General features: G+C 61.3%; 21 protein-coding genes and 2 tRNA genes. 15 read left to right on the forward strand and 8 right to left on the reverse strand.

Annotation, left to right across the window (positions count from 1 at the left end):
• Positions 1-147 precede the first annotated feature (147 nt).
• The 4 genes from RYZ20_RS08645 to RYZ20_RS08660 all read left to right on the forward strand — a co-directional run bounded on the left by RYZ20_RS08645 (position 148) and on the right by RYZ20_RS08660 (position 4,268).
• A complete protein-coding gene (locus RYZ20_RS08645) occupies positions 148-1,971 on the forward strand; it encodes a TadE/TadG family type IV pilus assembly protein (protein WP_317672487.1) in 1,824 nt (607 codons plus the stop codon).
• A gap of 22 nt (positions 1,972-1,993) precedes the next feature.
• Positions 1,994-2,572: a TadE/TadG family type IV pilus assembly protein gene (locus RYZ20_RS08650; RefSeq protein WP_317672489.1), complete on the forward strand. Its 579-nt coding sequence runs from the start codon at positions 1,994-1,996 to the stop codon at positions 2,570-2,572.
• A 52-nt stretch (positions 2,573-2,624) separates the two neighbouring features.
• Positions 2,625-3,248 carry a TadE/TadG family type IV pilus assembly protein gene (locus RYZ20_RS08655; RefSeq protein ID WP_317672491.1) on the forward strand — a complete coding sequence of 208 codons (624 nt, stop codon included), beginning with the start codon at positions 2,625-2,627 and terminating at the stop codon, positions 3,246-3,248.
• Between the two features lie 108 nt (positions 3,249-3,356).
• Positions 3,357-4,268, forward strand: coding sequence for a pirin family protein (locus RYZ20_RS08660; RefSeq protein WP_317672493.1), 912 nt, complete (start codon positions 3,357-3,359; stop codon positions 4,266-4,268).
• Between the two features lie 29 nt (positions 4,269-4,297).
• Here RYZ20_RS08660 and RYZ20_RS08665 read toward each other — a convergent pair whose 3' ends face one another.
• Positions 4,298-4,885 (reverse strand): TetR/AcrR family transcriptional regulator, encoded by a 588-nt coding sequence (locus tag RYZ20_RS08665; protein WP_317672495.1) that lies wholly within the window; start codon positions 4,883-4,885, stop codon positions 4,298-4,300.
• 103 nt (positions 4,886-4,988) lie between these two features.
• Between RYZ20_RS08665 and RYZ20_RS08670 the strand changes: the two genes are divergently transcribed.
• The 6 genes from RYZ20_RS08670 (at position 4,989) to RYZ20_RS08695 (ending at position 9,750) form a co-directional block, all read left to right on the forward strand.
• Positions 4,989-5,198 carry a hypothetical protein gene (locus RYZ20_RS08670; RefSeq protein ID WP_317672497.1) on the forward strand — a complete coding sequence of 70 codons (210 nt, stop codon included), beginning with the start codon at positions 4,989-4,991 and terminating at the stop codon, positions 5,196-5,198.
• Between the two features lie 82 nt (positions 5,199-5,280).
• Positions 5,281-6,585: a homoserine dehydrogenase gene (locus tag RYZ20_RS08675; RefSeq protein WP_317672499.1), complete on the forward strand. Its 1,305-nt coding sequence runs from the start codon at positions 5,281-5,283 to the stop codon at positions 6,583-6,585.
• A 109-nt stretch (positions 6,586-6,694) separates the two neighbouring features.
• The gene (glpX, locus tag RYZ20_RS08680) at positions 6,695-7,663 is read left to right on the forward strand and encodes a class II fructose-bisphosphatase (RefSeq protein ID WP_317672501.1); all 969 of its coding nucleotides are present in this window, start codon (positions 6,695-6,697) and stop codon (positions 7,661-7,663) included.
• A gap of 70 nt (positions 7,664-7,733) precedes the next feature.
• Positions 7,734-9,488 (forward strand): single-stranded-DNA-specific exonuclease RecJ, encoded by a 1,755-nt coding sequence (recJ, locus tag RYZ20_RS08685; protein WP_317672503.1) that lies wholly within the window; start codon positions 7,734-7,736, stop codon positions 9,486-9,488.
• Positions 9,489-9,579: 91 nt separating this feature from the next.
• Positions 9,580-9,654, forward strand: a tRNA-Glu gene (locus RYZ20_RS08690).
• Positions 9,655-9,675: 21 nt separating this feature from the next.
• Positions 9,676-9,750: transfer RNA gene (locus tag RYZ20_RS08695), tRNA-Glu, on the forward strand.
• A 40-nt stretch (positions 9,751-9,790) separates the two neighbouring features.
• On the opposite strand, the gene msrQ is transcribed toward RYZ20_RS08695, so the two are convergent.
• Entirely contained in the window at positions 9,791-10,384 is a 594-nt protein-coding gene (msrQ, locus tag RYZ20_RS08700; protein WP_317672505.1) for a protein-methionine-sulfoxide reductase heme-binding subunit MsrQ, read from the reverse strand.
• Entirely contained in the window at positions 10,384-11,298 is a 915-nt protein-coding gene (gene msrP, locus RYZ20_RS08705; RefSeq protein WP_317673005.1) for a protein-methionine-sulfoxide reductase catalytic subunit MsrP, read from the reverse strand. The genes msrQ and msrP overlap by 1 nt, the downstream gene beginning before the upstream one ends.
• 171 nt (positions 11,299-11,469) lie before the next feature.
• On the opposite strand from msrP, the gene RYZ20_RS08710 reads away from it, so the two are divergent.
• Positions 11,470-11,919 (forward strand): DUF302 domain-containing protein, encoded by a 450-nt coding sequence (locus RYZ20_RS08710; protein ID WP_317672507.1) that lies wholly within the window; start codon positions 11,470-11,472, stop codon positions 11,917-11,919.
• On the opposite strand, the gene RYZ20_RS08715 is transcribed toward RYZ20_RS08710, so the two are convergent.
• Positions 11,916-12,434, reverse strand: a complete 519-nt coding sequence (locus tag RYZ20_RS08715) for a potassium channel family protein (RefSeq protein WP_317672509.1) — start codon at positions 12,432-12,434, stop codon at positions 11,916-11,918. The two genes, RYZ20_RS08710 and RYZ20_RS08715, sit on opposite strands and share 4 nt — an antisense overlap.
• Positions 12,435-12,525: 91 nt before the next feature.
• On the opposite strand from RYZ20_RS08715, the gene smpB reads away from it, so the two are divergent.
• From smpB to RYZ20_RS08730, 3 genes are all read left to right on the forward strand, one after another.
• Positions 12,526-12,999, forward strand: a complete 474-nt coding sequence (smpB, locus tag RYZ20_RS08720) for an SsrA-binding protein SmpB (protein WP_317672511.1) — start codon at positions 12,526-12,528, stop codon at positions 12,997-12,999.
• 97 nt (positions 13,000-13,096) lie between these two features.
• Positions 13,097-13,948, forward strand: coding sequence for a 3-mercaptopyruvate sulfurtransferase (gene sseA / locus RYZ20_RS08725; RefSeq protein ID WP_317672513.1), 852 nt, complete (start codon positions 13,097-13,099; stop codon positions 13,946-13,948).
• Entirely contained in the window at positions 13,948-15,129 is a 1,182-nt protein-coding gene (locus RYZ20_RS08730; protein ID WP_317672515.1) for an amino acid aminotransferase, read from the forward strand. Before sseA ends, RYZ20_RS08730 begins: the two co-directional genes overlap by 1 nt.
• 119 nt (positions 15,130-15,248) lie before the next feature.
• On the opposite strand, the gene RYZ20_RS08735 is transcribed toward RYZ20_RS08730, so the two are convergent.
• Both RYZ20_RS08735 and RYZ20_RS08740 read right to left on the reverse strand, forming a co-directional pair.
• On the reverse strand, positions 15,249-16,595 hold the full coding sequence (locus RYZ20_RS08735) for an ammonium transporter (RefSeq protein WP_317672517.1): 1,347 nt from the start codon (positions 16,593-16,595) through the stop codon (positions 15,249-15,251).
• Between the two features lie 23 nt (positions 16,596-16,618).
• Positions 16,619-16,957, reverse strand: a complete 339-nt coding sequence (locus tag RYZ20_RS08740; protein WP_317672518.1) for a P-II family nitrogen regulator — start codon at positions 16,955-16,957, stop codon at positions 16,619-16,621.
• A gap of 267 nt (positions 16,958-17,224) precedes the next feature.
• Here RYZ20_RS08740 and RYZ20_RS08745 point away from each other — a divergent pair, with 267 nt between their 5' ends.
• Positions 17,225-19,438, forward strand: a complete 2,214-nt coding sequence (locus RYZ20_RS08745) for a transglycosylase domain-containing protein (protein ID WP_317672520.1) — start codon at positions 17,225-17,227, stop codon at positions 19,436-19,438.
• Between the two features lie 37 nt (positions 19,439-19,475).
• On the opposite strand, the gene RYZ20_RS08750 is transcribed toward RYZ20_RS08745, so the two are convergent.
• Both RYZ20_RS08750 and RYZ20_RS08755 read right to left on the reverse strand, forming a co-directional pair.
• Positions 19,476-20,075, reverse strand: a complete 600-nt coding sequence (locus tag RYZ20_RS08750) for an MlaC/ttg2D family ABC transporter substrate-binding protein (RefSeq protein ID WP_317672522.1) — start codon at positions 20,073-20,075, stop codon at positions 19,476-19,478.
• Positions 20,065-20,841, reverse strand: a complete 777-nt coding sequence (locus RYZ20_RS08755; RefSeq protein ID WP_317672524.1) for an MlaA family lipoprotein — start codon at positions 20,839-20,841, stop codon at positions 20,065-20,067. The genes RYZ20_RS08750 and RYZ20_RS08755 overlap by 11 nt, the downstream gene beginning before the upstream one ends.
• Positions 20,842-20,909 lie beyond the last annotated feature (68 nt).

The following is a 20,909-nucleotide window of genomic DNA, read 5'->3' on the forward strand; positions in this document are numbered from 1 at the left end:
GATTTAACACATATCCCCCCACAATAAGGCGGTTTCGCCCGTTCCGTGCCATTTTTTCGCCTCAGGTCTTTGCGACACCAGCATGAGAGAATTTCCATCTTTGCGTTCTCGGCGGGGCAGCCCCGCCGCGGCACAGGGAGACGTAGAATGCAAGATTATGACCGCCCGAGGCAGCACCTTCACCACGCGACGAAAGCGGGGTGGTTCAAGCGGTTTGCGCGCGAAGAGGACGGCTCGATCCTGATCCTCTCCTTGCAGATTTTCATCATCATGCTGGTCTGCACCGGCATCGCGATTGATATGGTCCGGCAGGAAGAGCGCCGGACGCTGATCCAGGGCACGGTCGACCGCGCAGTTCTGGCGGCGGCAGCGCTGAACCAGCAGCTTGATCCCAAACTGGTGGTCAAGGACTATCTTGCAAAGGCCGGACTGGACTACCTCGAGATTGACCCTGTGATCGAGCAGTCGGACACCTCTTCGGGGCAGGCGCTGTCGTGGCGCAAAGTGTCCGTGTCGGTCAAGGACAACATGCCCACACTGTTCGGCCCTCTGATGGGCGTCACTTCGCTGGCGTCGAACGGGACAAGCCAAGCAGAAGAATCTGTCGGCAACGTCGAGATTTCGCTGGTTCTCGACATCTCGAACTCGATGAACACCTCGACATCCAGCGGCAAGACACGCATCCAGTTGCTGCGCACCGCAGCGCGCAATTTCGTGGCACGCATGTTCGATACCGTGCAGCCTCCAGACATGCCCGGGGACCGTCTTTCGATTTCGATTGTGCCCTACAACCAGCAGGTTGTTATCGGCAATGATCTGGCTTCGGTCCTCAACCTGTCGACCGATCACACCAAAAATACCTGCGTCGATGTGCAGACCCTTGGCTGGAACAGCACGTCGATTTCGCCGACAACGCCGTTGCTGCGCACCCATTACGCTGACAACTTCGACTTTTGGTATTACTGGCAACTCTACTACGGCAACACCTCTAACACCGGCGCCTACAAAACCTATACGGTCGACAGCACCGGCAATGCGAACTCGTCGATTCCCGGCTGCGTCCAGAACAATGCCGCTTCCATCATGGCCTTTTCGACAAGCCGGTCAAATCTGCAAAGCAAGATCGACACCCTGTCCTACATTGCCGACGGGAATACCTCGATCGACATAGGTGCACGGTGGGGGCTGGCGCTTCTTGACCCGGCCTTCCAGCCCGCGACGGCGGAACTAGTCCAGAAGGGCAAAGTCGCGGGGTCTATGGTCAATCGACCGCTGGCTTTCGACACAAACGGCGTAACGGTCGACGAGACCGCGCTGAAAGTGCTCGTGCTGATGACGGACGGCGCCAATACGACATCCTACTCTTTGAAAGAGGAATACCGTCAGGGCGCGTCGGGCCTTTACTCGACGATCAGCTCCACCTCCATCCGCCCCTACGGCACCTACTACGGAAACGTCTACGAGGAATGGAAACAGCTCTATTATTATGCGCCTTCGCGTAGCAAACCCTGGTATTCCTTCTATAGGAACAGCTGGTATTCCGAGAGCGACATCAAGTCCGTCACGGGCTACAAGAAGCTCTACTCGATCGACTGGAAGGTCTTGTGGGACAATAAGCGCTATACGCTGCAATACTCGATCGAGGCGTTCCTGCAATACCCGTTCAAGACGATCTACTATGATCTGCCCAATGACGCGGCCCGTCGGAAAGCCGTCTATGACAGCATGGCACTTCAAGGGGAATACGACGAAAAGGACGACAACCTTCGCAGCCTGTGCAAAGTCGCCAAGGACTCGAACCACCGCATCGTGATCTACACTGTCGCCATGCTCGACGGGATCTCGGGCGCCTCGGTTCTGAACGACTGCGCGACAAGCTCAGCCTATGCCTATAACGTCAATTCGTCAGATCTGAACAATGCCTTCGCGGGGATCGCCACCTCGATCACGGCATTGCGCCTGACCAACTGACCCGAAAAACGAGCCCTGCGCCATGACCAGTAACCTCGCCACCAGACACAAGCCCGAACGTCGGCAACGACGCAGCCTTCTGGCGCGCTTTCGCCGCGCTGAAGATGGCGCGGTCACGATTCCGGCGGTTCTGTTCCTGCCACTGTTCATCATGATCATGGCGGCCTCGGTCGAGCTTTGCGTGCTGGCCTTCAAACAGACCCTGATGGAGCGCGGTGTCGCCCTGTCGGCACGGGTCATGCAACTGGGGATGTCAGATCTGCCGGATCACACAACACTCAAACGCTCCATCTGCCAGAACATCGCCTTTTTGGGTAACTGTATGGACGATCTGCGGGTCGAAGTGTTCGAAGTCGACAAAACAACGTGGAGTTCGTCACGGTCGGGCACCAGCGCGACATGTGTCGACCGTAGCGATGTCACTCAGCCCGACCCCGACATCGAGGGCGGAGCCTCCGACCAGCTTATGATCATGCGCGCCTGCCTGTTGGTTGACCCGATGATGATGGTGAACCCTCTCGCCCGCGCATTGGTGCAAGGCACAGAAGGCGAATACGCACTCGTCACCATCACCAGTTTCGTCAACGAACCACGCATCTAGACCGTGAGGACACGGGCTTTCGCCGACCAACAAACGAGCAGGAACCAGAACAATGTATAACATTTTCAATCGGTTCAGAAAGAACGAAAGCGGCTCGATCCCGATCGAGGGGGTGATGGGTGTGCTATTGCTTCTTGGCTGGTATGCGATTGCCTTCGAGTTTTACGATGCGTTCCGGATGCGCGCCAAGGCATCGAAGGCCGCCTACACGGTTGCCGACCTTCTCTCCCGTCAGCAAGAAGAGATCGGTCCTCGTTTCGTCGGCGGCATGAAGAAAGTATATGATTATGTAGCCGAGGCACGCATCAGCGAGCGCAGCTGGATGCGCGTCTCGCTCATCGAGTGCCGCGCCGATAATGATGACTGGGATCCCTGCGACGGCGTGAACAAGAAAGTCTCCCTGATCAACAGCTATTCGACCGACCCCACCGTCGATACGCACACAGATACCACCATCAAGGATGAAAGCTTCCGCATCCCGATCATGTCTGCGGGCGAAACTGCCTCCATCGTCGAGACCTCGTCGCACTACAACCCGGTGATCGGCATTGGCGACAAGGTTTTGATCATGGGCGGAGAGAGCACACGGATCGGGCTGTCCTCTTCGGTGCGGTTCTCGAATTTCGTCGTAACCCCTCCCCGCGACGAGCGTCACATCTGGAACACCTCGAAGTAATACACTCCGGCCGGTTCGCGCATTTTCACACAGGCGCTCTGCCCAAGGGCGCAATTGCTTTGCGCCCCGTTCCCCCTATGTTTGGCTCAAGACTAGGGGAGACCACATATGTCCATTCGTCCTGTTCTCGACACCCGCCAGGCCCGCCCGACGCTTGAAGGCGCAGGCGTAAAGCTGCATCGCGCCTTCGGGTTCACCGACCCGTCCGAGTGCGACCCGTTCCTGATGTTCGACGATTTTCGCGGCGACCATCCCGCCGATTACATGGCGGGTTTTCCGTGGCACCCCCATCGCGGCATCGAGACGATCACCTATGTTCTGGCAGGCAGCGTCGAACACGGCGACAGCCTTGGTAATCAGGGCACTCTTGGTGCGGGCGATGTGCAATGGATGACCGCCGGTTCGGGCATCATGCATCAGGAAATGCCCAGTGGAAACGCAACCGGCCAGATGCACGGCTTCCAGCTTTGGGCGAACCTGCCGTCGGATCTGAAGATGACCGCGCCGCGCTATCAGGACATCAAATCGGGCGATATTCCCGAGGTGATCGACGATGACGGCACCCGTGCGCGCGTGATCGTGGGCGAGTTCTGGGGCCAGCGCGGGCCGATCGACGGTATCGCCGCCGACCCGCAATATCTGGACATCTCGATCCCTGCGGGCGTGAAAAAGCGCATCAAGATCGACACCTACCGGCGCGCCTTTGCCTATGTGTTCGAGGGGTCTGCCTATTTTGCCGATGCCGCAGCTCCTCAGGGGGTTCTGCTGGAAAAAGAGGTCATGGGGCAAGAGGTCAACATCCGCGATCTATCCGGCAATCGCACGCTGGTGCGTTTTGGCACAGGCGACGAGATTGTGGTTCAGGCGGGCGAGCGCGGGGTCCGCTTTTTGTTGATCTCGGGTGCACCCATTGAAGAACCCGTCGCATGGCATGGCCCGATTGTAATGAATACCCGATCCGAGCTGGAGCAAGCCTTCCGCGAATTGCGCAACGGCACTTTCATCAAGCCGCAGCACTAGACAGCGGGGGCACAATGCCCCCGTTTGCCTCAGGCGCGCACCGATTTGCGCACCATATCCCAATAGATCCCCTCGACGGTCTCGCGCGACAGGCGCCCGCCTTCACGGAACCATGTATTGACGCCGGTCAGCATCGCGATAATCGCCATTGTTGCCAGCTTGGTATCGGGCAGATCGAAGGCGCCGTCCGCCTGCCCCTGCTTCAGGATGGCCTCAAGCTTGGTCTCGTAGGACTTGCGCAGCCCCTCGATGACCGCGAAATTCTCGGGGCCAAGGTTGCGCAGTTCCATATAGCTTAGAAACACCGCATCCGCGCGCTCAAGGTTATAACGGATGTGAAAGCGCACAAAGCTTTCCAGCCGCGCCAGCGCGCCGGCGCCCACCGGCTCTGCTGCCCAAGCCTCCAGCAACCCGTCCATATGGGTTTTCAGAAGGTCGAACAGCAACGCCTCTTTGTCGGGCGTATAAAGATACAGTGCCCCTGCCTGCACCCCCACCGCCGCCGCAATCTGGCGCATGGATACAGCCGCAAAACCGTGGCGCGCGAACAACCGCTGCGCCTCGGTGCGGATGCGCGGGCCTGTGATTTCAGAATGTGATCCGGTCTTGCGTGCCATGACGCGACGCTAACTGAACGGTCGTTCAATAGCAAACGCCAAAGCACCTCTGGAAACGCGGCCCGCTTGCGCATACTGTGCCGCTGTCTGAAGGTGAGGTCCGATGCGCTACCTTTCTGTTTTGTCCGTGTTGTTTCTGCTCGCCGCCTGCGCCACAGGCCCGGAGGCGGACTATCCGCGGCTGGTCCCAAAGGCCTCGCTGCTGGAGGCCGCGCCCCTGCCTGACGACCCAAGCGCTGCAGTGCTTGCCCGCGCGGCAGCGCTGAATTCCCGCGCCAATGATCTGCGCGCACTGGACGACGGCACCCAATAGCATCGGGCAGCGCCACCCGCGCGTTGCAAGCCTCGTGCGAAGGCTGTAACAGGGCGAGGCAAACAGAATGAATGAGGTTCCCATGTCCGCCCAGACCGCATCCGGCAAAGCGCTTCGCCTTGGCATCGCCGGTCTTGGAACCGTGGGGATCGGGGTCGTCAAGATCGTGCAGCGCCACGCTGAGATGCTTGAGGCCCGCACGGGTCGCCCTGTGGTGATTACCGCCGTTTCCGCGCGCGACCGCAGCAAGAACCGCGACGCGGATCTGTCGGAATATGCGTGGGAGACGGATCCGGTCGCCCTTGCGACGCGCGACGATGTTGACGTGTTCGTCGAACTGATGGGCGGGCATGAAGGCGCAGCCAAGGATGCGATGCTTGCCGCGCTGAAGGCGGGCAAGGATGTGGTCACGGCGAACAAGGCGCTTTTGGCCCATCACGGGCAGGCTTTGGCCGAGCTGGCCGAGACCGAGGGGCGCGTGATCCGCTTCGAAGCCGCCGTGGCTGGCGGCATTCCGGTTATCAAAACTCTGACCGAAGGTCTGGCGGGCAACCGCCTGCGCCGCGTGATGGGCGTGATGAACGGCACCTGCAATTATATCCTCACACGGATGGAAGATGCGGGTCTGCCCTATGATGTCGTCTTCGAAGAGGCCAACCAGCTTGGCTATCTCGAAGCCGACCCGAACCTTGATGTCGGGGGTATCGACGCCGGTCACAAGCTGGCGATTCTGGCCTCGATCGCCTTTGGCACCAAGGTCGCATTCGACCATGTCCAGCTTGAAGGTATCGGCCGGATCTCGATCGACGACATCCGTCGCGCCTCGGATATGGGCTACAAGATCAAGCTGCTGGGTGTCGCGCAGATGACGGGCCGCGGCCTTGAGCAGCGCATGACGCCTTGCCTTGTGCCGGCTTCCTCGCCGCTGGGGCAATTGACCGGCGGAACGAATATGGTCGTGCTCGAAGGCGACTCGGTCGGCCAGATCGTGCTGCGCGGTGCGGGCGCGGGCGAAGGCCCGACAGCCAGCGCGGTGATGGGCGACGTGCTGGATATTGCGCGCGGGCTGCGTCTGGCAACCTTCGGGCAGCCCGCAACCACATTGGAAGAGGCCCAACCCGCCGTTTCGGCAGCGCCTGCGGCCTATTACCTGCGCCTCAACCTGATGGACAAACCGGGCGCGCTGGCCAAGGTGGCTGCTGTTCTGGGCGAGGCAGGCATCTCGATCAGCCGGATGCGCCAGTATGGCCACGCCGACACCGCCGCGCCGGTTCTGATTGTCACGCATAAAACCACGCGCGACGCGATCGACCTTGCGGTGGGCAATTTCCTTCCGACCGGTGTGGTCGAAGGCGATGCCATCGCGATCCGGATCGAGGAACTCTGATCCACTCCGCAATAAAAGCGGCCTGTTAGCGTTCCCAGACTTGCCCTTTCGGGCGAGATGGGGCTTTTGTGGCGCAGGCCCGAAAGCGTAACGCAAACAGGAATGTTCGATGACTCCTCAGACTGATTTTTCCGACCGTATGCTCAGCCTCGGCTTGGCGCGCGTCTCCGAAGCTGCCGCCCATGCGTCGGCCACGCTGATCGGCCGCGGCGATGAAAAGGCTGCCGACCAGGCGGCGGTCAACGCCATGCGCGACCAGCTGAACCTGCTCGACATCAAAGGCGTTGTCGTCATCGGCGAGGGTGAGCGCGACGAAGCTCCGATGCTCTATATCGGCGAAGAGGTCGGCACCGGAGAAGGTCCGGCAGTCGACATCGCGCTTGATCCGCTCGAAGGCACGACGCTGACCGCCAAGGACATGCCCAACGCCCTGACCGTTATCGCAATGGCACCGCGCGGCACGCTTTTGCACGCGCCCGATACCTATATGGAAAAGCTGGCCATCGGGCCGGGTTATCCGACGGATGTTGTCTCGCTTGAGATGTCTCCGACCGAGCGCGTGCTGGCTCTGGCGGCCGCACAAGGTGTGAAACCGACCGACATCACCGTTTGCATTCTTGAGCGCCCGCGCCACGAAGACATGATCCGCGAAGTGCGTGAAACCGGCGCCGCGATCCGCCTGATTACCGATGGCGACGTCGCAGGCGTGATCCACTGCGCCGAGCCGGAAATCACCGGCATCGACATGTATATGGGTCAAGGCGGCGCCCCCGAGGGCGTGCTGGCGGCTTCGGCGCTTAAATGCATGGGCGGCCAGATGTGGGGCAAGCTCGTGTTCCGCAATGATGACGAGCGTGGCCGCGCGGCCAAAGCTGGCATCACCGATTACGACCGTATCTATTCGCGCGACGAAATGGTGCGCTCGGACGTGATTTTCGCGGCGACCGGCGTGACCAATGGGTCGATCCTGCGCGGCGTGAAGCGCGAGCCGAACTTCATCGAGACCGAAACGCTACTCATGCGCTCGAAAACCGGGTCTCTGCGTCGCATGACCTATCGCAACCCGATCAAGCGCTGATCGCGGCTCAAAATACCCATAGAACGGCCCTGCCTCTGGCGGGGCCGTTTGTTTTTTGGCATGAGGGGGCATGAGCAATTCACAAGCCTATCTTGGAGTAGAAGCCTCGCTGAACGGGCGCCGCTGGGTCGGCCCCTCACCCGAGGCTGACCGTCTGGCCGAAGCCATGGTGCAGGCAACCGCCCTGCCCGAGGCGCTGGCGCGTATCCTTGTCGCGCGGGGCGTATCGCCCGAAGAGGCGGCGGGTTTTCTGGAGCCGACGCTGCGTGACCTGCTGCCCGATCCGCGCTCTCTGAAAGACATGGAGCTTGCGGCGCGGCGTTTTCTGGCCGCCGTGAAAACCCGTGAACCGATCGCGATTTTCGCTGATTACGACGTGGATGGCGGATCGTCAGCGGCCCTGCTGATAAGCTGGCTGCGCGCGATGGGCCGCGAGGCGACGCTCTATATCCCCGACCGTATCGACGAAGGCTATGGCCCCAACGAACCCGCGATGGAGGCCTTGGCCAAGGATCACAAGCTGATCGTCTGCGTCGATTGCGGAACCCTTAGCCACGGGCCGGTGGCGGCAGCCAAGGGGGCCGATGTCGTCATTCTGGACCACCACCTGGGCGGCGAAACCCTGCCCCCCGCGCTGGCCTGCGTGAACCCGAACCGGCAGGACGAAAGCGGCGATCTGGGGCATCTTTGCGCGGCAGGCGTCGTCTTTCTGATGCTGGTCGAGGCGAACCGCCAGTTGCGCGACGAGGGCGTCAAAGGCCCGGATCTGATGGGGCTTCTGGATCTGGTGGCGCTGGCAACGGTCGCCGATGTCGCACCTCTAACGGGCGTGAATCGCGCGCTTGTCCGTCAGGGGCTTAAGGTCATGGCGCGGCGTGAACGTCCGGGCCTTGTGGCGCTGGCCGATGTCGCGCGAATGGACCAGACGCCCAATACCTACCATCTGGGCTTTCTTCTGGGACCGCGCGTGAACGCGGGTGGCCGGATCGGGGCGGCCGATCTGGGCGCGCGGCTTTTGGCCACGACCGACCCGCACGAAGCCACCGCTTTGGCCGAGCGGCTGGACATGCTGAACACCGAGCGCCGCGACATCGAAAACCGTGTGCGCGACGCAGCCCTTGCGCAGGCCGAAGAGCGCGGACTTGACGCGCCGCTGGTCTGGGCCGCGGGCGCGGGCTGGCATCCGGGCGTCGTCGGCATCGTCGCCGCGCGTCTGAAAGAAGCCACCAACCGCCCCGCCGTTGTGATCGGGCTTGAAGACGGGATCGGCAAAGGCTCGGCCCGTTCGGTTCCCGGCGTAGACCTTGGCGCAGCCGTGCAGCGCGTCGCCGCCGAGGGGCTGTTCCAGAAAGGGGGCGGGCACAAGATGGCGGCGGGCCTGACCGTCGAAGAGGGAAAACTTGAGGCCGCGATGGAACGGCTGTCCGAGCTGCTGGCAAAGCAAGGCGCAGGCGTGGGTGGCCCTCGTGACCTGCGGCTGGACGGGCTTTTGATGCCAGGCGCCGCAACGATTCGCCTGATCGAAGAGATCGAGCAGGCCGGCCCCTTCGGCCAAGGTGCCCCCGCGCCGCGCTTTGCCTTTGCCGATGTCGAGATTCGTGGTGCGCGGCGGATTGGCGAATCCCATCTGCGCTTCCGCTTTGGCGACGGGATGGGCGCGCAGATCGACGCGGTCGCCTTTGGTGCCTTTGACGGTCTGTTGGGAGAGATCCTCCTGACGCCGGGCGCGGGGCGTTTTCACCTTGCGGGGCGGCTTGAAATCAACACTTGGGGCGGGCGTTCGAACGTGCAGCTCCGGCTGGAGGATGCCGCGCGCGCCGGTTAGTCACCCCCCGCGAAAATCGCTGCTTAAAAACCGAAAAAACCTCTTGCGCGGCCATTGCGCCTACCGTATGAACCGCCCACGCCGCTGCGATGGCCCGTTCGTCTATCGGTTAGGACGCCAGGTTTTCAACCTGGAAAGAGGGGTTCGATTCCCCTACGGGCTGCCACTTCAGCGACGCGCCAAGCACGGCCCGTTCGTCTATCGGTTAGGACGCCAGGTTTTCAACCTGGAAAGAGGGGTTCGATTCCCCTACGGGCTGCCACTGCTTTCCCCTTCAATAAAATGTAACGTTGCAACGCTGCCTATCGCTTTTTCGGGATACGCAGCGCCAGTAAAACGACGATCACAGCAAGCCAGGTCCAGCCTTCGGCGGACACTACTTTCATTTGCAGAAGATAGTGCACCACGCCAAGGAACACTGCCGGATAGACCAGCCAGTGAACGCGGCGCCAGTTGCGCCCCAGCCGACGCACGGACCAGTTATTCGAAGTCAGCGCCAAGGGCAGAAGCATTAGGAACGCAGAGATCCCCAGCAGAAGATACGGCCGTTTTATCAGGTCGTTAGCTGCCTGCTGCCAAAGCAAGGTCATATCCAGAACAACCCAGGCCATCAGATGCAGCACCAGATAGAAAAAAGCCAATAGCCCGATCGCACGACGATAGCGGATCAGGTTTAGCCCCCATATCCGGCGCGCGGGCGTAATGGCCAGACCACCAACCAGAAACCAAAGCGCGTCCTTGCCCAAGCGGTGCTCGATCTCCTTCACGGGGTCCACTCCGATGTCGCCGCCGATCACCAGCCAGACGATCCACGCCAGCGGCAAAAGTCCCGCAAGATAAACCGCGCCGACCGGAAGCCGACGCAATGTTCCGTTCAAAGGCGCCACAAGCTGCATCAGTAGTTCTTTGCCAGATCCATGCCCGAATATAGCGCGGCGACCTGCTCCTCATAGCCATTGAATTTCAGCGTCGGTTCACGCGGCGCAAACAGCCCCGCGCCGATTTTGCGCTCGGTCGCCTGCGACCAGCGCGGGTGATCCACCTCGGGATTCACATTGGCGTAAAACCCGTATTCGCGCGGCTGCAACGATTTCCACGTCGTCGCCGGTTCTTTATCGGTCAGGGTGATTTTCACGATGCTCTTGATCGACTTGAAGCCGTATTTCCAAGGCACAACCAGCCGGATCGGCGCGCCGTTCTGCTTGGGCATTTCCTCGCCATACAGCCCCGTCGCCAGAATGGTCAGCGGGTTCATCGCCTCATCCAGCCGCAGCCCTTCGCGGTAAGGCCAGTCGATGCCGCCCGCACGCTGCCCCGGCATTTCCTCGGGGCGATAGAGCGTCTCGAACGCTACATATTTCGCAGATGGCTGCACGCCCACACGGTCCAGAAGCGCGCGCAGTTCGAACCCGATCCACGGGATCACCATCGCCCAGGCTTCGACGCAGCGGAAACGGTAGATACGCTCCTCAAGGGTCACGGGCTTGAGAATATCATCCAGCGGATAGGAGCCGGGACGATCGACCATCCCGCCGATCTCGATCGACCACGGATCGACCGACAGCTTGCCCGCGTGCTTGCGCGGGTCGGATTTATCCCAGCCGAATTCATAGAAGTTGTTGTAGTTGGTAATATCCTCAAGGCTGTTCGGCTTGGCCGATGTTGAAAACGCCGACTGTTTCGCGGCGATCTTTGCCAGCGCGGGCGCGCCCGCAAACCCTGCCCCCAATGCCGCGGCCCCCGCGATCACGCTGCGCCGGTTCAGAAACATCTCCTTGGGCGTGACCTGCGACCATAACAGATTGCGAATTCCTGAGCGCTTCATCTCGATCTCCCTCTACTCACGGCCCAAAGGTAGGGCATCTCCTCGGGCTTTCTCTTCACAATACGATTAGCGCCCTCGAATGTTACATCTTAACTTTTGAATATATCTGCGCCATTGTGCGTCTGGCCGGATGGGAGCCGGCAGGGAGATATATGGATGAATACAATTTTTTCGGGCGCTTTTGCCCTTTTGTGTCTGTCGGCCACGTTTGCCAATGCCGGAGACGGGCATTTCTGGACCGTCGAGGACGATTTCGACAACGTCACCTTCTCGGTTGAAAGTGCAATTCTTGACGCGGGGCTGGTCATCGACCACACCAGCCACACGGGCGAAATGCTCGAGCGGACCAAGGGCGATGTGGGTGCGACACGAACGATCTTTACCGCCGCCGATGTGTTTTCCTTCTGCTCGTCGAAAGTGTCGCGCGCGGTGATGGAGATCGACCCGGCGAACGTGCAATTCTGCCCCTACAACGTCTTCGTTTTCGAGCGCCCCGAGGAACCCGGCCAGATCACGGTGGGTTTCCGCGATTACCCCGAAGGCGAGATGGACATGGTCGAAGACCTGCTTGGCGGCATCATCAAAGAGGCGCTTGGGCTGGACTAGCCCTGCGCGTCACTGCGCGCGCTTGCGATGCGCTCGCGTTCGGCCTGTTCTTCGGCAATCCGGCGGGCGCGGCGCACCTCTAGCTGGCTTAGCCGGACATGGCGCAGCGCCTCGACCAGAAGCGCGGTCAGCAGGCCGATGTTCAGCAGCCCGTTGGCCGCCGCCATGCCACCCAGAATGCGCCACTCATGGGTCAGCAGGATGTCGCCATAACCAAGCGTGGTATAGGAAACGAGCGAGAAATAGACCGCCGACTCCATCGTGATAAAAATCCCGAGCGCGCGAAAGCAGAACGCCCATAGCCAGACGCCAAGCGTGACCAGCGCCAGCGCGGCAAGCGCGGTGATCAGCGTCACGACCATCAGCTTCGGGCGGTGCGGCTCTGCCATCAGCCAGCCATGCGAGCGGGCAAACAGCGCCTCCATCACCCAAGCGGCCATCCCTGCGATGACGACGGTCAAGACCATCATCGCCGAGCCGATCCCGATCTGGATGAACATTTGCTGCGATTCCATCCGTCAGCGCCTAATTCCTTGCGAGATTCCGGTCAAGCGGCTTCACGCCCCTCTGGACAGCCCCCCTGCCCTGCCCTATCTCGGTGCGACCATGGCAAAGAAGTCCGATCCCAACTCCAAGCTGATCGCCGAGAACCGGCAGGCACGCTATCACTACGCTATCGAGGACACGCTCGAAGCGGGGGTCATGCTTATGGGCTCCGAGGTGAAAAGCCTGCGTATCGGTCAGGCGAATATCGCGGAAAGCTACGCCTCGGTCGAGGATGGCGAGCTGTGGCTGATCAACGGCTATATCGCGCCCTACCTGCAAGCCGCGCATTTCGGCCATGAAGAACGCCGCAAGCGCAAGCTTCTGGTCTCGAAAAAAGAGCTGTCGCGCCTTTGGAACGCGGTAGGTCGCGATGGCATGACCATTGTGCCGCTGAAGATGTATTTCAACGACAAGGGCCGCGTGAAGCTGCTGCTTGGTCTGGCCAAGGGTAAAAAGCTGGCCGACAAGCGCGCGACCGAGGCCAAGCGCGACTGGGACCGCCAAAAGCAGCGCCTTCTCAAGCAGAACTACTGATCTGCGGGGTTTTTCGCCCCTTATATCCCGTCTCCCCTTGCACCGATTGCCGCCTTGAGTCTAAGGACAAAATGACAAACAGGAGGTGCGGAATCCCATGGACGATCCGAAAACGCTCGTTTCTACCGAGTGGCTCGAAGCCCATCTGAAAGACCCCGACCTGCGCGTGCTGGACGCCTCGTGGTTCCTGCCCGCCATGAACCGCGATGCAAAGGCCGGCTATGCCGAGGCGCATATCCCCGGCGCGCGTTTCTTCGACATCGACGAGATTTCAGACAACCGCTCGGAGCTGCCGCATATGGCCGCGCCGATCGAGAAATTCGTCTCACGGATGCGCGCGATGGGCGTGGGTGACGGCCATCAGGTCGTTGTCTACGATCAGGCCGGGATTTTCTCGGCTCCGCGCGTTTGGTGGAACTTCCGCCTGATGGGCAAAATGGACATCGCCGTTCTGGATGGCGGCCTGCCCAAATGGATCGCCGAAGGCCGCGAGACCGAAGACCTGCCGCCGATGCCGCGCGACCGCCATATGACCGTGCAGCGTCAGGCGCATCTGGTCAAAGACGTGACGCAGGTCGCCCATGCCTCGAAGCTGGGCGATCACGAGATCCTCGACGCCCGCCCGTATGGCCGCTTCATCGGGCAGGACGACGAGCCCCGCCCCGGCCTGCGCAAGGGCCATATCCCCGGCGCGAAAAGCATCCCGTGGGATTCGCTTCTGAACGCGGACGCCACGATGAAATCCCCTGATGATCTGCGCGCCCTCTTTGCCGCAGCCAAGGTCGATCTTGCAAAGCCCGCGATCTGCTCGTGCGGCTCGGGGGTTTCGGCGGCGATGATCGCGCTGGCGCTGGAACGTGTCGGCCACCTGAACTGGTCGCTCTATGACGGCGCATGGGCCGAATGGGGCATGTATAACGATCTACGCATCGCAACCGGAGAAGCATGATGCTCAATAACCTCAAGCCGCAGGCGCCGGATAAAATCCTTGCGCTCATGGGCGAATTCCGCGCCGATCCGCGCGAGAACAAAGTCGATCTGGGTGTCGGCGTCTACAAAGACGCGGAAGGCAAGACCCCGATCATGCGCGCGATCCACACTGCCGAGCAGCAGATGTGCGACACCGAGGTTACCAAGACCTACGCCGGCCTCGCCGGTCAGCCCGAGTTCCACGCCGCAATGGCCGAAATGGTTCTGGGCAAGGGCTATCCGGCGGATCGCCTGTCGTGCCTGTCGACCGTGGGTGGCACCGGCGCGTGCCGCATGGGGTTCGAACTGGCCCGTATGGCCAACCCCGACACGACCGTCTGGGTTTCCGACCCGACCTGGCCGAACCACCTGTCGATCCTGAATTTCATGGGTCAGGGCTACAAGCTTTATCACTACTTCGACAACGCTACCCGCTCGGTCGATTTCGATGCGATGATGGGCGACCTTCAGGGCGTCAAATCGGGCGACATCGTGCTGCTGCACGGCTGCTGCCACAACCCGACCGGCGCGAACCTGACGCTTGATCAGTGGGGCGCCGTAGCCGACCTGATCGAGGCCAAAGGCGCGATCCCGATGATCGACCTTGCCTATCAGGGCTTTGGTGACGGGCTTGAGGAAGACGCCGCAGGCACCCGCCTGATCGCCTCGCGCCTGCCCGAAGTTCTGATCGCTGCCTCGTGCTCCAAGAACTTCGGCATCTACCGCGAGCGCACCGGTTGCCTGATGGTTCTGGGCGATGCAGCCACGCAACCCGTGACGCAAGGCACGCTCGCCTTCCTGAACCGCCAGTCCTATTCCTTCCCGCCCTTCCACGGGCAGCAACTTGTGACCAAGGTTCTGACCGATCCGACGCTGCGCGCCGAATGGGAAGCGGAACTCGAAGCCGTGCGGGGCGGTATGCTGGACCTGCGCCAGCAGCTTTCCGACGAGCTGCGCAAGCTCTCCAACTCGGACCGCTTCGACTTCGTCGCAGAGCACCGCGGCATGTTCTCGCGCATCGGAGCCACGCCCGAGCAGGTCGCCACGATGCGGGAGAAAGACGCGATCTACATGGTCGGCGACTCGCGGATGAACATCGCGGGCCTGAACGAGCAGACCGTGCCGCTTCTGGCCAAAGCCATCATCGACGCGGGCGTCTAAGACGCTCGCGGAGACATGCAGCAAACGGCGGCCCTTGGGCCGCCGTTTTCATTTGGATCAATCAAAAAAGGCCCGGACATTCGTCCGGGCCTCTCGTTTGCAGGGAGGGAAGTGAAGGATCAGACCTTGAACTCCGGGTAGGCTTCCATGCCAAGTTCCGCCTTATCAAGGCCCATCATCTCGTCTTCTTCCGGCGCACGGATGCCCATCACCGCCTTCAGGATCACCCAGACGATCAGCGAGACCACGAAGGTAAACGCGCCCACGATCACAACCGAGATAAGCTGCCCGCCGAAGCTCGCGTCCGAGTTGGTCAGCGGAACAGCCAGCGTGCCCCAGATACCGCAGATCAGGTGGACCGGGATCGCGCCGACAACGTCATCGATCTTGATCTTGTCGAGGAAGGGCACCGCAAAGACCACGATCACGCCGCCAATAGCACCGATCAGGGTTGCAGCGCCAATGGTCGGGGTCAGCGGCTCTGCCGTGATCGACACAAGGCCCGCCAGCGCACCGTTCAGAACCATCGTCAGATCAGGCTTCTTATACAGGAACTGCGTCATCAGGAGGGCAGCAATAGCCCCACCGGCAGCGGCGGCATTGGTGTTCACGAAGATGCGCGAAATATCCGCCACATCGCCGATGGACCCCATCGCAAGCTGCGACGCGCCGTTAAAGCCGAACCAGCCAAGCCACAGGATGAACGTCCCAAGCGTCGCCAGCGTCAGGTTCGAACCCGGCATCGGATGCACGCGGCCATCCTTGTATTTGCCCAGACGCGGCCCCAGCACCAGCACACCGGCAAGCGCTGCCCAGCCACCGGTCGAGTGCACGACCGTCGAGCCAGCGAAGTCAAGAAAGCCGAACTGCGTATCAAGGAAGCCGCCGCCCCATTTCCACGAACCCACGATCGGATAGATGATCGAAGTCAGGATCGTCGTGAAGATCAGGAAGGGCCAGAGCTTGATGCGTTCAGCCAGCGTGCCCGAAACGATCGACGCCGTGGTCGCGCAGAACATCACCTGGAAGAAGAAATCCGATCCGGTCGAGGCATAGGAATAATCATCCACCGCATCGGCACCAACACCAACCGCTTCCAGCACCGCCACAGCGAAGGCGCCCAGATAACCGCCGGTCTCATCGGCACCAACCGACCAGTTCCCCAGCGGATACATCAGGTTATAGCCGATCAGGTAATACATCGTGCAAGCAATCGCGAAGAGGATCACGTTCTTAAGCAACTGCATCGTCACGTTTTTCGAGCGCACGAGACCCGCTTCGAGCATGGCAAACCCTGCCGCCATCCAGAAGACGAGGAAGCCACCGATCAGGAACAGAACCGTATTGAGGATCCAGACCACATCGGTCGGAACCATTGCGGGCGCTTCGGCGTCTTGCGCAAGCGCGGGAAGGGCAGCAACGGCCAGAGCCGAGGCAAGACCCGAGATTTTGAAGAGGTTTTTCATATCAGCCTAGTCCTGTCGCTATCTCACAAAGCGTCGTCATTGGCCTCGCCCGTGCGCACACGGACGGCCTGATTGACGTCGAGAACAAAGATTTTGCCGTCACCGATCTTATCGGTTTTGGCGGTCTTGAGGATCGTATCGACGACCTCGTCGGCGAGGCCATCCGAGACGACAATCTCGAGCTTGACCTTCGGCACGAAGTTCACGGCGTATTCCGCGCCGCGGTAAATTTCGGTATGGCCCGACTGTGCGCCAAAGCCCTTGATCTCCGTCACCATCATGCCGCGAACGCCGATTGCGGTGAGCGCCTCGCGCACCTCCTCGAGCTTGAACGGCTTGATTGCAGCAATAATCAGTTTCACCTGCTATCCCTTCCTTGATCAGATTTGGCTGGCTGCAGGGCCGGCCTCACAAGGGACAGAAGGCCCGCACCGGTCGCAGCGAACAAGGAAAGCTATGGGTGGCCAAGGGACCGGAGGCGGTATTTTTGCCCAAAAAATGCACAAATCAGGCAACTCGCCTAACTTTTAATCAATCACAAAAGAGAATCGGCGCGGTTCCCCGCTCCACATCCGCAATCGCAGCGTGTAGATTGGCGCAAACAAGAACACAGGCACCGGACCAAAGATATGGCAGGATCAGGTCGGCCTCGCAGGCCACTGGTGGCGGAAAAACGCTATTCGCCCGCAAAAGCGAGCACGGACAAACCGAAGGCGAAACCCGCGAAACCCCCAAAACGCAAAGCGCCGCGCAAACGCGGCCTGATCGGCACGCTTGTCTATGGGCTTCTGGGGTTCGTGCTACGCCTGTTCTGGGGCATCGGCTGGCGGGTCGGACTTGTGGTCGCAGGCATCGTCGGGCTCGCGACATTCTATTTCTACTCGCAACTGCCCGAGGTTTCGGCCCTTCTGGACGGACGCCATCGCGGTTCGGTCACGATGCTGGATCGCGAAGGCAAAGTCTTCGCCTGGCGCGGGGAAACCTTTGGCGGCCAAACAACGGCAACCAATGTCTCACCCCATCTGAAAAATGCGGTCGTCGCCACCGAGGACAAACGTTTCTACGGTCACTTCGGCGTCTCCCCGCGCGGCATCGCCTCGGCGGTGCGGATCAACCTGTCAGAAGGGCGCGGGCCGTTCTCGGGCAACGGCGGCTCGACGATCACGCAGCAGGTCGCGAAACTGCTGTGCCTCGGTGTCAAATACGATCCGGCAATCTGGAAGACCGAGGCCGCCTATGAAAACGACTGCCGTTCGGGTGGGCTGAAGCGCAAGATCAAGGAGATCCCTTTCGCGCTTGCGATGGAGGTCAAATACACCAAGGACGAGATCCTGACGATCTATCTGAACCGCGCCTATCTGGGGGCAGGTGCGCGCGGGTTCGAGGCTGCGGCCCAACGCTATTTCGGTATTTCCTCCGCCAATCTGAACCCGCAGCAGGCCGCAATGCTGGCGGGACTTCTGAAAGCGCCCACGCGCTATGCGCCGACGAACAACCTCAAACGCTCGCAGGATCGCGCCGAGACCGTGCTCGCGCTGATGCACGATCAGGAATTTCTGACCGACGCCGAATGGCGCGAGGCGGTGGCTAACCCTGCCACCCTGTCGGAAGCTGCACAAAAGCGCGCGGGCGGCTATTTTGCCGACTGGATCATGGATGCGGCCCCCGATTTCCTGACGACGCAGACGACCGAAGACGTGATTATCGACACGACCCTTGACCAGCGCATCCAGACAGCCGCCGAGGATGCAATGAAATACATCTTCGAGACCAAGGTGAAAGAAGGTTCCGAGGCCGAGGCCGCAATCGTTGTGATGTCGGCGGATGGTGCGGTGCGCGCGATGGTCGGCGGGCGCGCGACGCAGGTGACGGGCGCGTTCAACCACGCGACGATGGCCAAACGGCAGACCGGATCGACCTTCAAGCCCTTCGTTTACGCCGCCGCGCTTGATATGGGCCACACGCCCGATGACATCGTCGAGGATGCGCCGCTCACGATCAACGTGCCCGGTTCGGGCAACTGGTCCCCCAAGAACTACACCCGCGAATATCGCGGGCCGATCACCCTGACGGATGCGCTGACCCATTCGGTCAACACCGCGACCGTGCGCGTCTCCGAGGCTGTCGGACGCGACGCAGTGCGTCAGGTGGCGCGCGATTTCGGCTTTGCCTCTGATCTGGCGGATGGGCCGGCGGTGGCGCTTGGCGTGTCCGAGTCCACGCTGCTGGAGATGACCGGCGCCTATGCGGGCATCCTCAATGGCGGTTCGGCGGTGAAACCCCACGGGCTAAGCGCGCTGCGCCTGAAGGGAGATAGCGCGCCGCTGTTCACCGAGACACAGGGAATCGGCGAGCGGGTGATCTCGGAGAAGGCCGCGCGGGAGTTGATCTATATGATGCGCTCGGTGGTGCAGAACGGCTCGGGACGGCGCGCAAACCTGCCCGACCGCGAGGCCGCGGGCAAAACCGGCACGACGCAGGCGTCGCGCGATGCGTGGTTCATCGGGTTTACCGCCGATTATGTGACGGGCATCTGGATGGGCTACGATGACAACCGCCCGCTTTCGGGCGTGACGGGGGGCGGATTGCCCGCCGACATCTGGCGCGAAACGATGGTCCGCGTCGAAGAAGGGCTGCCCGCCTCTCCCCTGCCGATGGCTGACCCGTCGGAATGGCGCTATGCCGCACAACCTTGGGCGCAAGAGGGCGTGACGCTTGGACCGGGCAATCGCAAGGATGACTGGTCGCAACCGATGGACGCGCGCCGCCCTGTCGAGAAATCCCCCGATGTCGCTGAATCCATCCTGCTGGAGGTGCTGCGCGCGATTACGGGGGGCAACTGAACCGGCGGGGCCATGGCGGCCCGCCCGCCACGCCGGATCAGCCCGCTTTTTTCAGATCCTTGATCATCGCGTCCAGATCGCCGCGCCGCTTGTCCAGCATCGCGCCGACTTCTGAACGCTCCAGCGTGAGCATGTTCACACCTTCGATGACCAGATTGAAGAACCGGTCTTGCCCGGATTTATCCGAGACATGCCACAGCACCTCGAACGGCGCCTCGCCCTTGAAAATAGCGGTGGTCTTGACCTCATAGAAGGTCTTGACGGGACGAGCGCCCGCCACCTCGAACTTGGCGCCGATAAACTCGCGGAAGCGCTTGCCGTATTTGCGCGACAGATAGCCCTGAAACGCCTTGGTGAAAGCCGCCATCTGCGCCGCCGAGGCCGCGCGCGCGGGCGCACCAAGCGCAGACCGCGCGATAATCGGCACATCCCCGTATTTCACGAAAATCCGCTCGAAATCGGCGTATAGCGCTGTTCCGGTCTTGCCCGAGGAGATGGCCTTGTTCACATCCTCGACCGCGCGGGCAATCAGGCTTTTGGCCTGCGTATCATTCAATGCCAGCGCCGCGCGGGGCATCAGCACAGCGGCCAGCCCCAGCCCGAGCGCCGCGCGCCGGTCCAGCCCTCTATTGCGCATAGGGGTCAAGGTAGGGGTCTTCATAGGGATCGAAGCTTTCGGCATCGAGGTCCTCCTGACCTGAAAGTTGGTGGCGCCGGTTCTGCAGATACAAAAGCCGGCTTTGGGTGTAACTGTCAGCGCTGTCGAACAGGATCGAATTCGCGGTCGCCGCATAGCGCTGGCTATCCACGATCTTCGCGCCAAAGCGCAACGCGACCGAGGCCGCGCGCTCGTTCCCGCGCAGCAGATGGCCGACGGGATCAATCGCCATATCGACGATTCGCCCGAGCGTATCGCGTTCCGTCGAGGGGCCGATCACAGGCAGCTCCATATAGGCGCCTTCGCGCACGCCCCAGACATGGAGCGTCTCGCCGAAATCCGTTTCCTCTTCGGTCAGGTTGAACCAGTGCCCCGCCGGATCGAAGATACCCGCCACCCCGATGGTCGAGTTCACCGCGAACCGCAGCGTGTTCTTCACGGCAGGTTCGGGGCGCCCCTGCAACACCGAGTTCAGCACCATACGCGGCAGGCCAAGGTTATGCCCGACATTCGACACCGCCTTGCCCAGCGGCCCCGGCTCGCCCCCTTTGGCATCTTTCGCGAAAGTCGCAACCAGCGCCTTGTTCATCTCGTGGGTTTCGCGGTTGGATTGTTCGTAGGGATCCCAGACCTGCCCCACAGGCGGGCGCTCGGCCGCGCAACCGGTCAGAAATGCCGCGCACACCGCACCCGTCGTCAGCGTCAGCACCCGACCGGAAACTCCCTTTTCAGCGCGCGAACCCATAAACCCTCCGGTTACCTGCAGTTGCCTATAGTGGCGACAACCGTTTAAATTCCGATCACAAACCTCTG

This window comes from Pseudothioclava alba (genome assembly GCF_033100795.1).
Lineage (GTDB): Bacteria > Pseudomonadota > Alphaproteobacteria > Rhodobacterales > Rhodobacteraceae > Pseudothioclava.

Bases quoted from the DNA above. Each gene is read 5' to 3' on its own strand.
- RYZ20_RS08745 (WP_317672520.1), top strand. From the start codon at position 17,225: ATGGCAGGATCAGGTCGGCCTCGCAGGCCACTGGTGGCGGAAAAACGC.
- RYZ20_RS08650 (WP_317672489.1), top strand. From the start codon at position 1,994: ATGACCAGTAACCTCGCCACCAGACACAAGCCCGAACGTCGGCAACGA.
- RYZ20_RS08730 (WP_317672515.1), top strand. From the start codon at position 13,948: ATGCTCAATAACCTCAAGCCGCAGGCGCCGGATAAAATCCTTGCGCTC.
- RYZ20_RS08710 (WP_317672507.1), top strand. From the start codon at position 11,470: ATGAATACAATTTTTTCGGGCGCTTTTGCCCTTTTGTGTCTGTCGGCC.
- smpB (WP_317672511.1), top strand. From the start codon at position 12,526: ATGGCAAAGAAGTCCGATCCCAACTCCAAGCTGATCGCCGAGAACCGG.
- recJ (WP_317672503.1), top strand. From the start codon at position 7,734: ATGAGCAATTCACAAGCCTATCTTGGAGTAGAAGCCTCGCTGAACGGG.
- RYZ20_RS08715 (WP_317672509.1), bottom strand. From the start codon at position 12,434: ATGGAATCGCAGCAAATGTTCATCCAGATCGGGATCGGCTCGGCGATG.
- RYZ20_RS08665 (WP_317672495.1), bottom strand. From the start codon at position 4,885: ATGGCACGCAAGACCGGATCACATTCTGAAATCACAGGCCCGCGCATC.
- RYZ20_RS08670 (WP_317672497.1), top strand. From the start codon at position 4,989: ATGCGCTACCTTTCTGTTTTGTCCGTGTTGTTTCTGCTCGCCGCCTGC.
- RYZ20_RS08655 (WP_317672491.1), top strand. From the start codon at position 2,625: ATGTATAACATTTTCAATCGGTTCAGAAAGAACGAAAGCGGCTCGATC.
- RYZ20_RS08750 (WP_317672522.1), bottom strand. From the start codon at position 20,075: ATGCGCAATAGAGGGCTGGACCGGCGCGCGGCGCTCGGGCTGGGGCTG.
- sseA (WP_317672513.1), top strand. From the start codon at position 13,097: ATGGACGATCCGAAAACGCTCGTTTCTACCGAGTGGCTCGAAGCCCAT.
- RYZ20_RS08735 (WP_317672517.1), bottom strand. From the start codon at position 16,595: ATGAAAAACCTCTTCAAAATCTCGGGTCTTGCCTCGGCTCTGGCCGTT.
- RYZ20_RS08645 (WP_317672487.1), top strand. From the start codon at position 148: ATGCAAGATTATGACCGCCCGAGGCAGCACCTTCACCACGCGACGAAA.
- msrQ (WP_317672505.1), bottom strand. From the start codon at position 10,384: ATGCAGCTTGTGGCGCCTTTGAACGGAACATTGCGTCGGCTTCCGGTC.
- RYZ20_RS08660 (WP_317672493.1), top strand. From the start codon at position 3,357: ATGTCCATTCGTCCTGTTCTCGACACCCGCCAGGCCCGCCCGACGCTT.
- RYZ20_RS08675 (WP_317672499.1), top strand. From the start codon at position 5,281: ATGTCCGCCCAGACCGCATCCGGCAAAGCGCTTCGCCTTGGCATCGCC.
- glpX (WP_317672501.1), top strand. From the start codon at position 6,695: ATGACTCCTCAGACTGATTTTTCCGACCGTATGCTCAGCCTCGGCTTG.
- RYZ20_RS08755 (WP_317672524.1), bottom strand. From the start codon at position 20,841: ATGGGTTCGCGCGCTGAAAAGGGAGTTTCCGGTCGGGTGCTGACGCTG.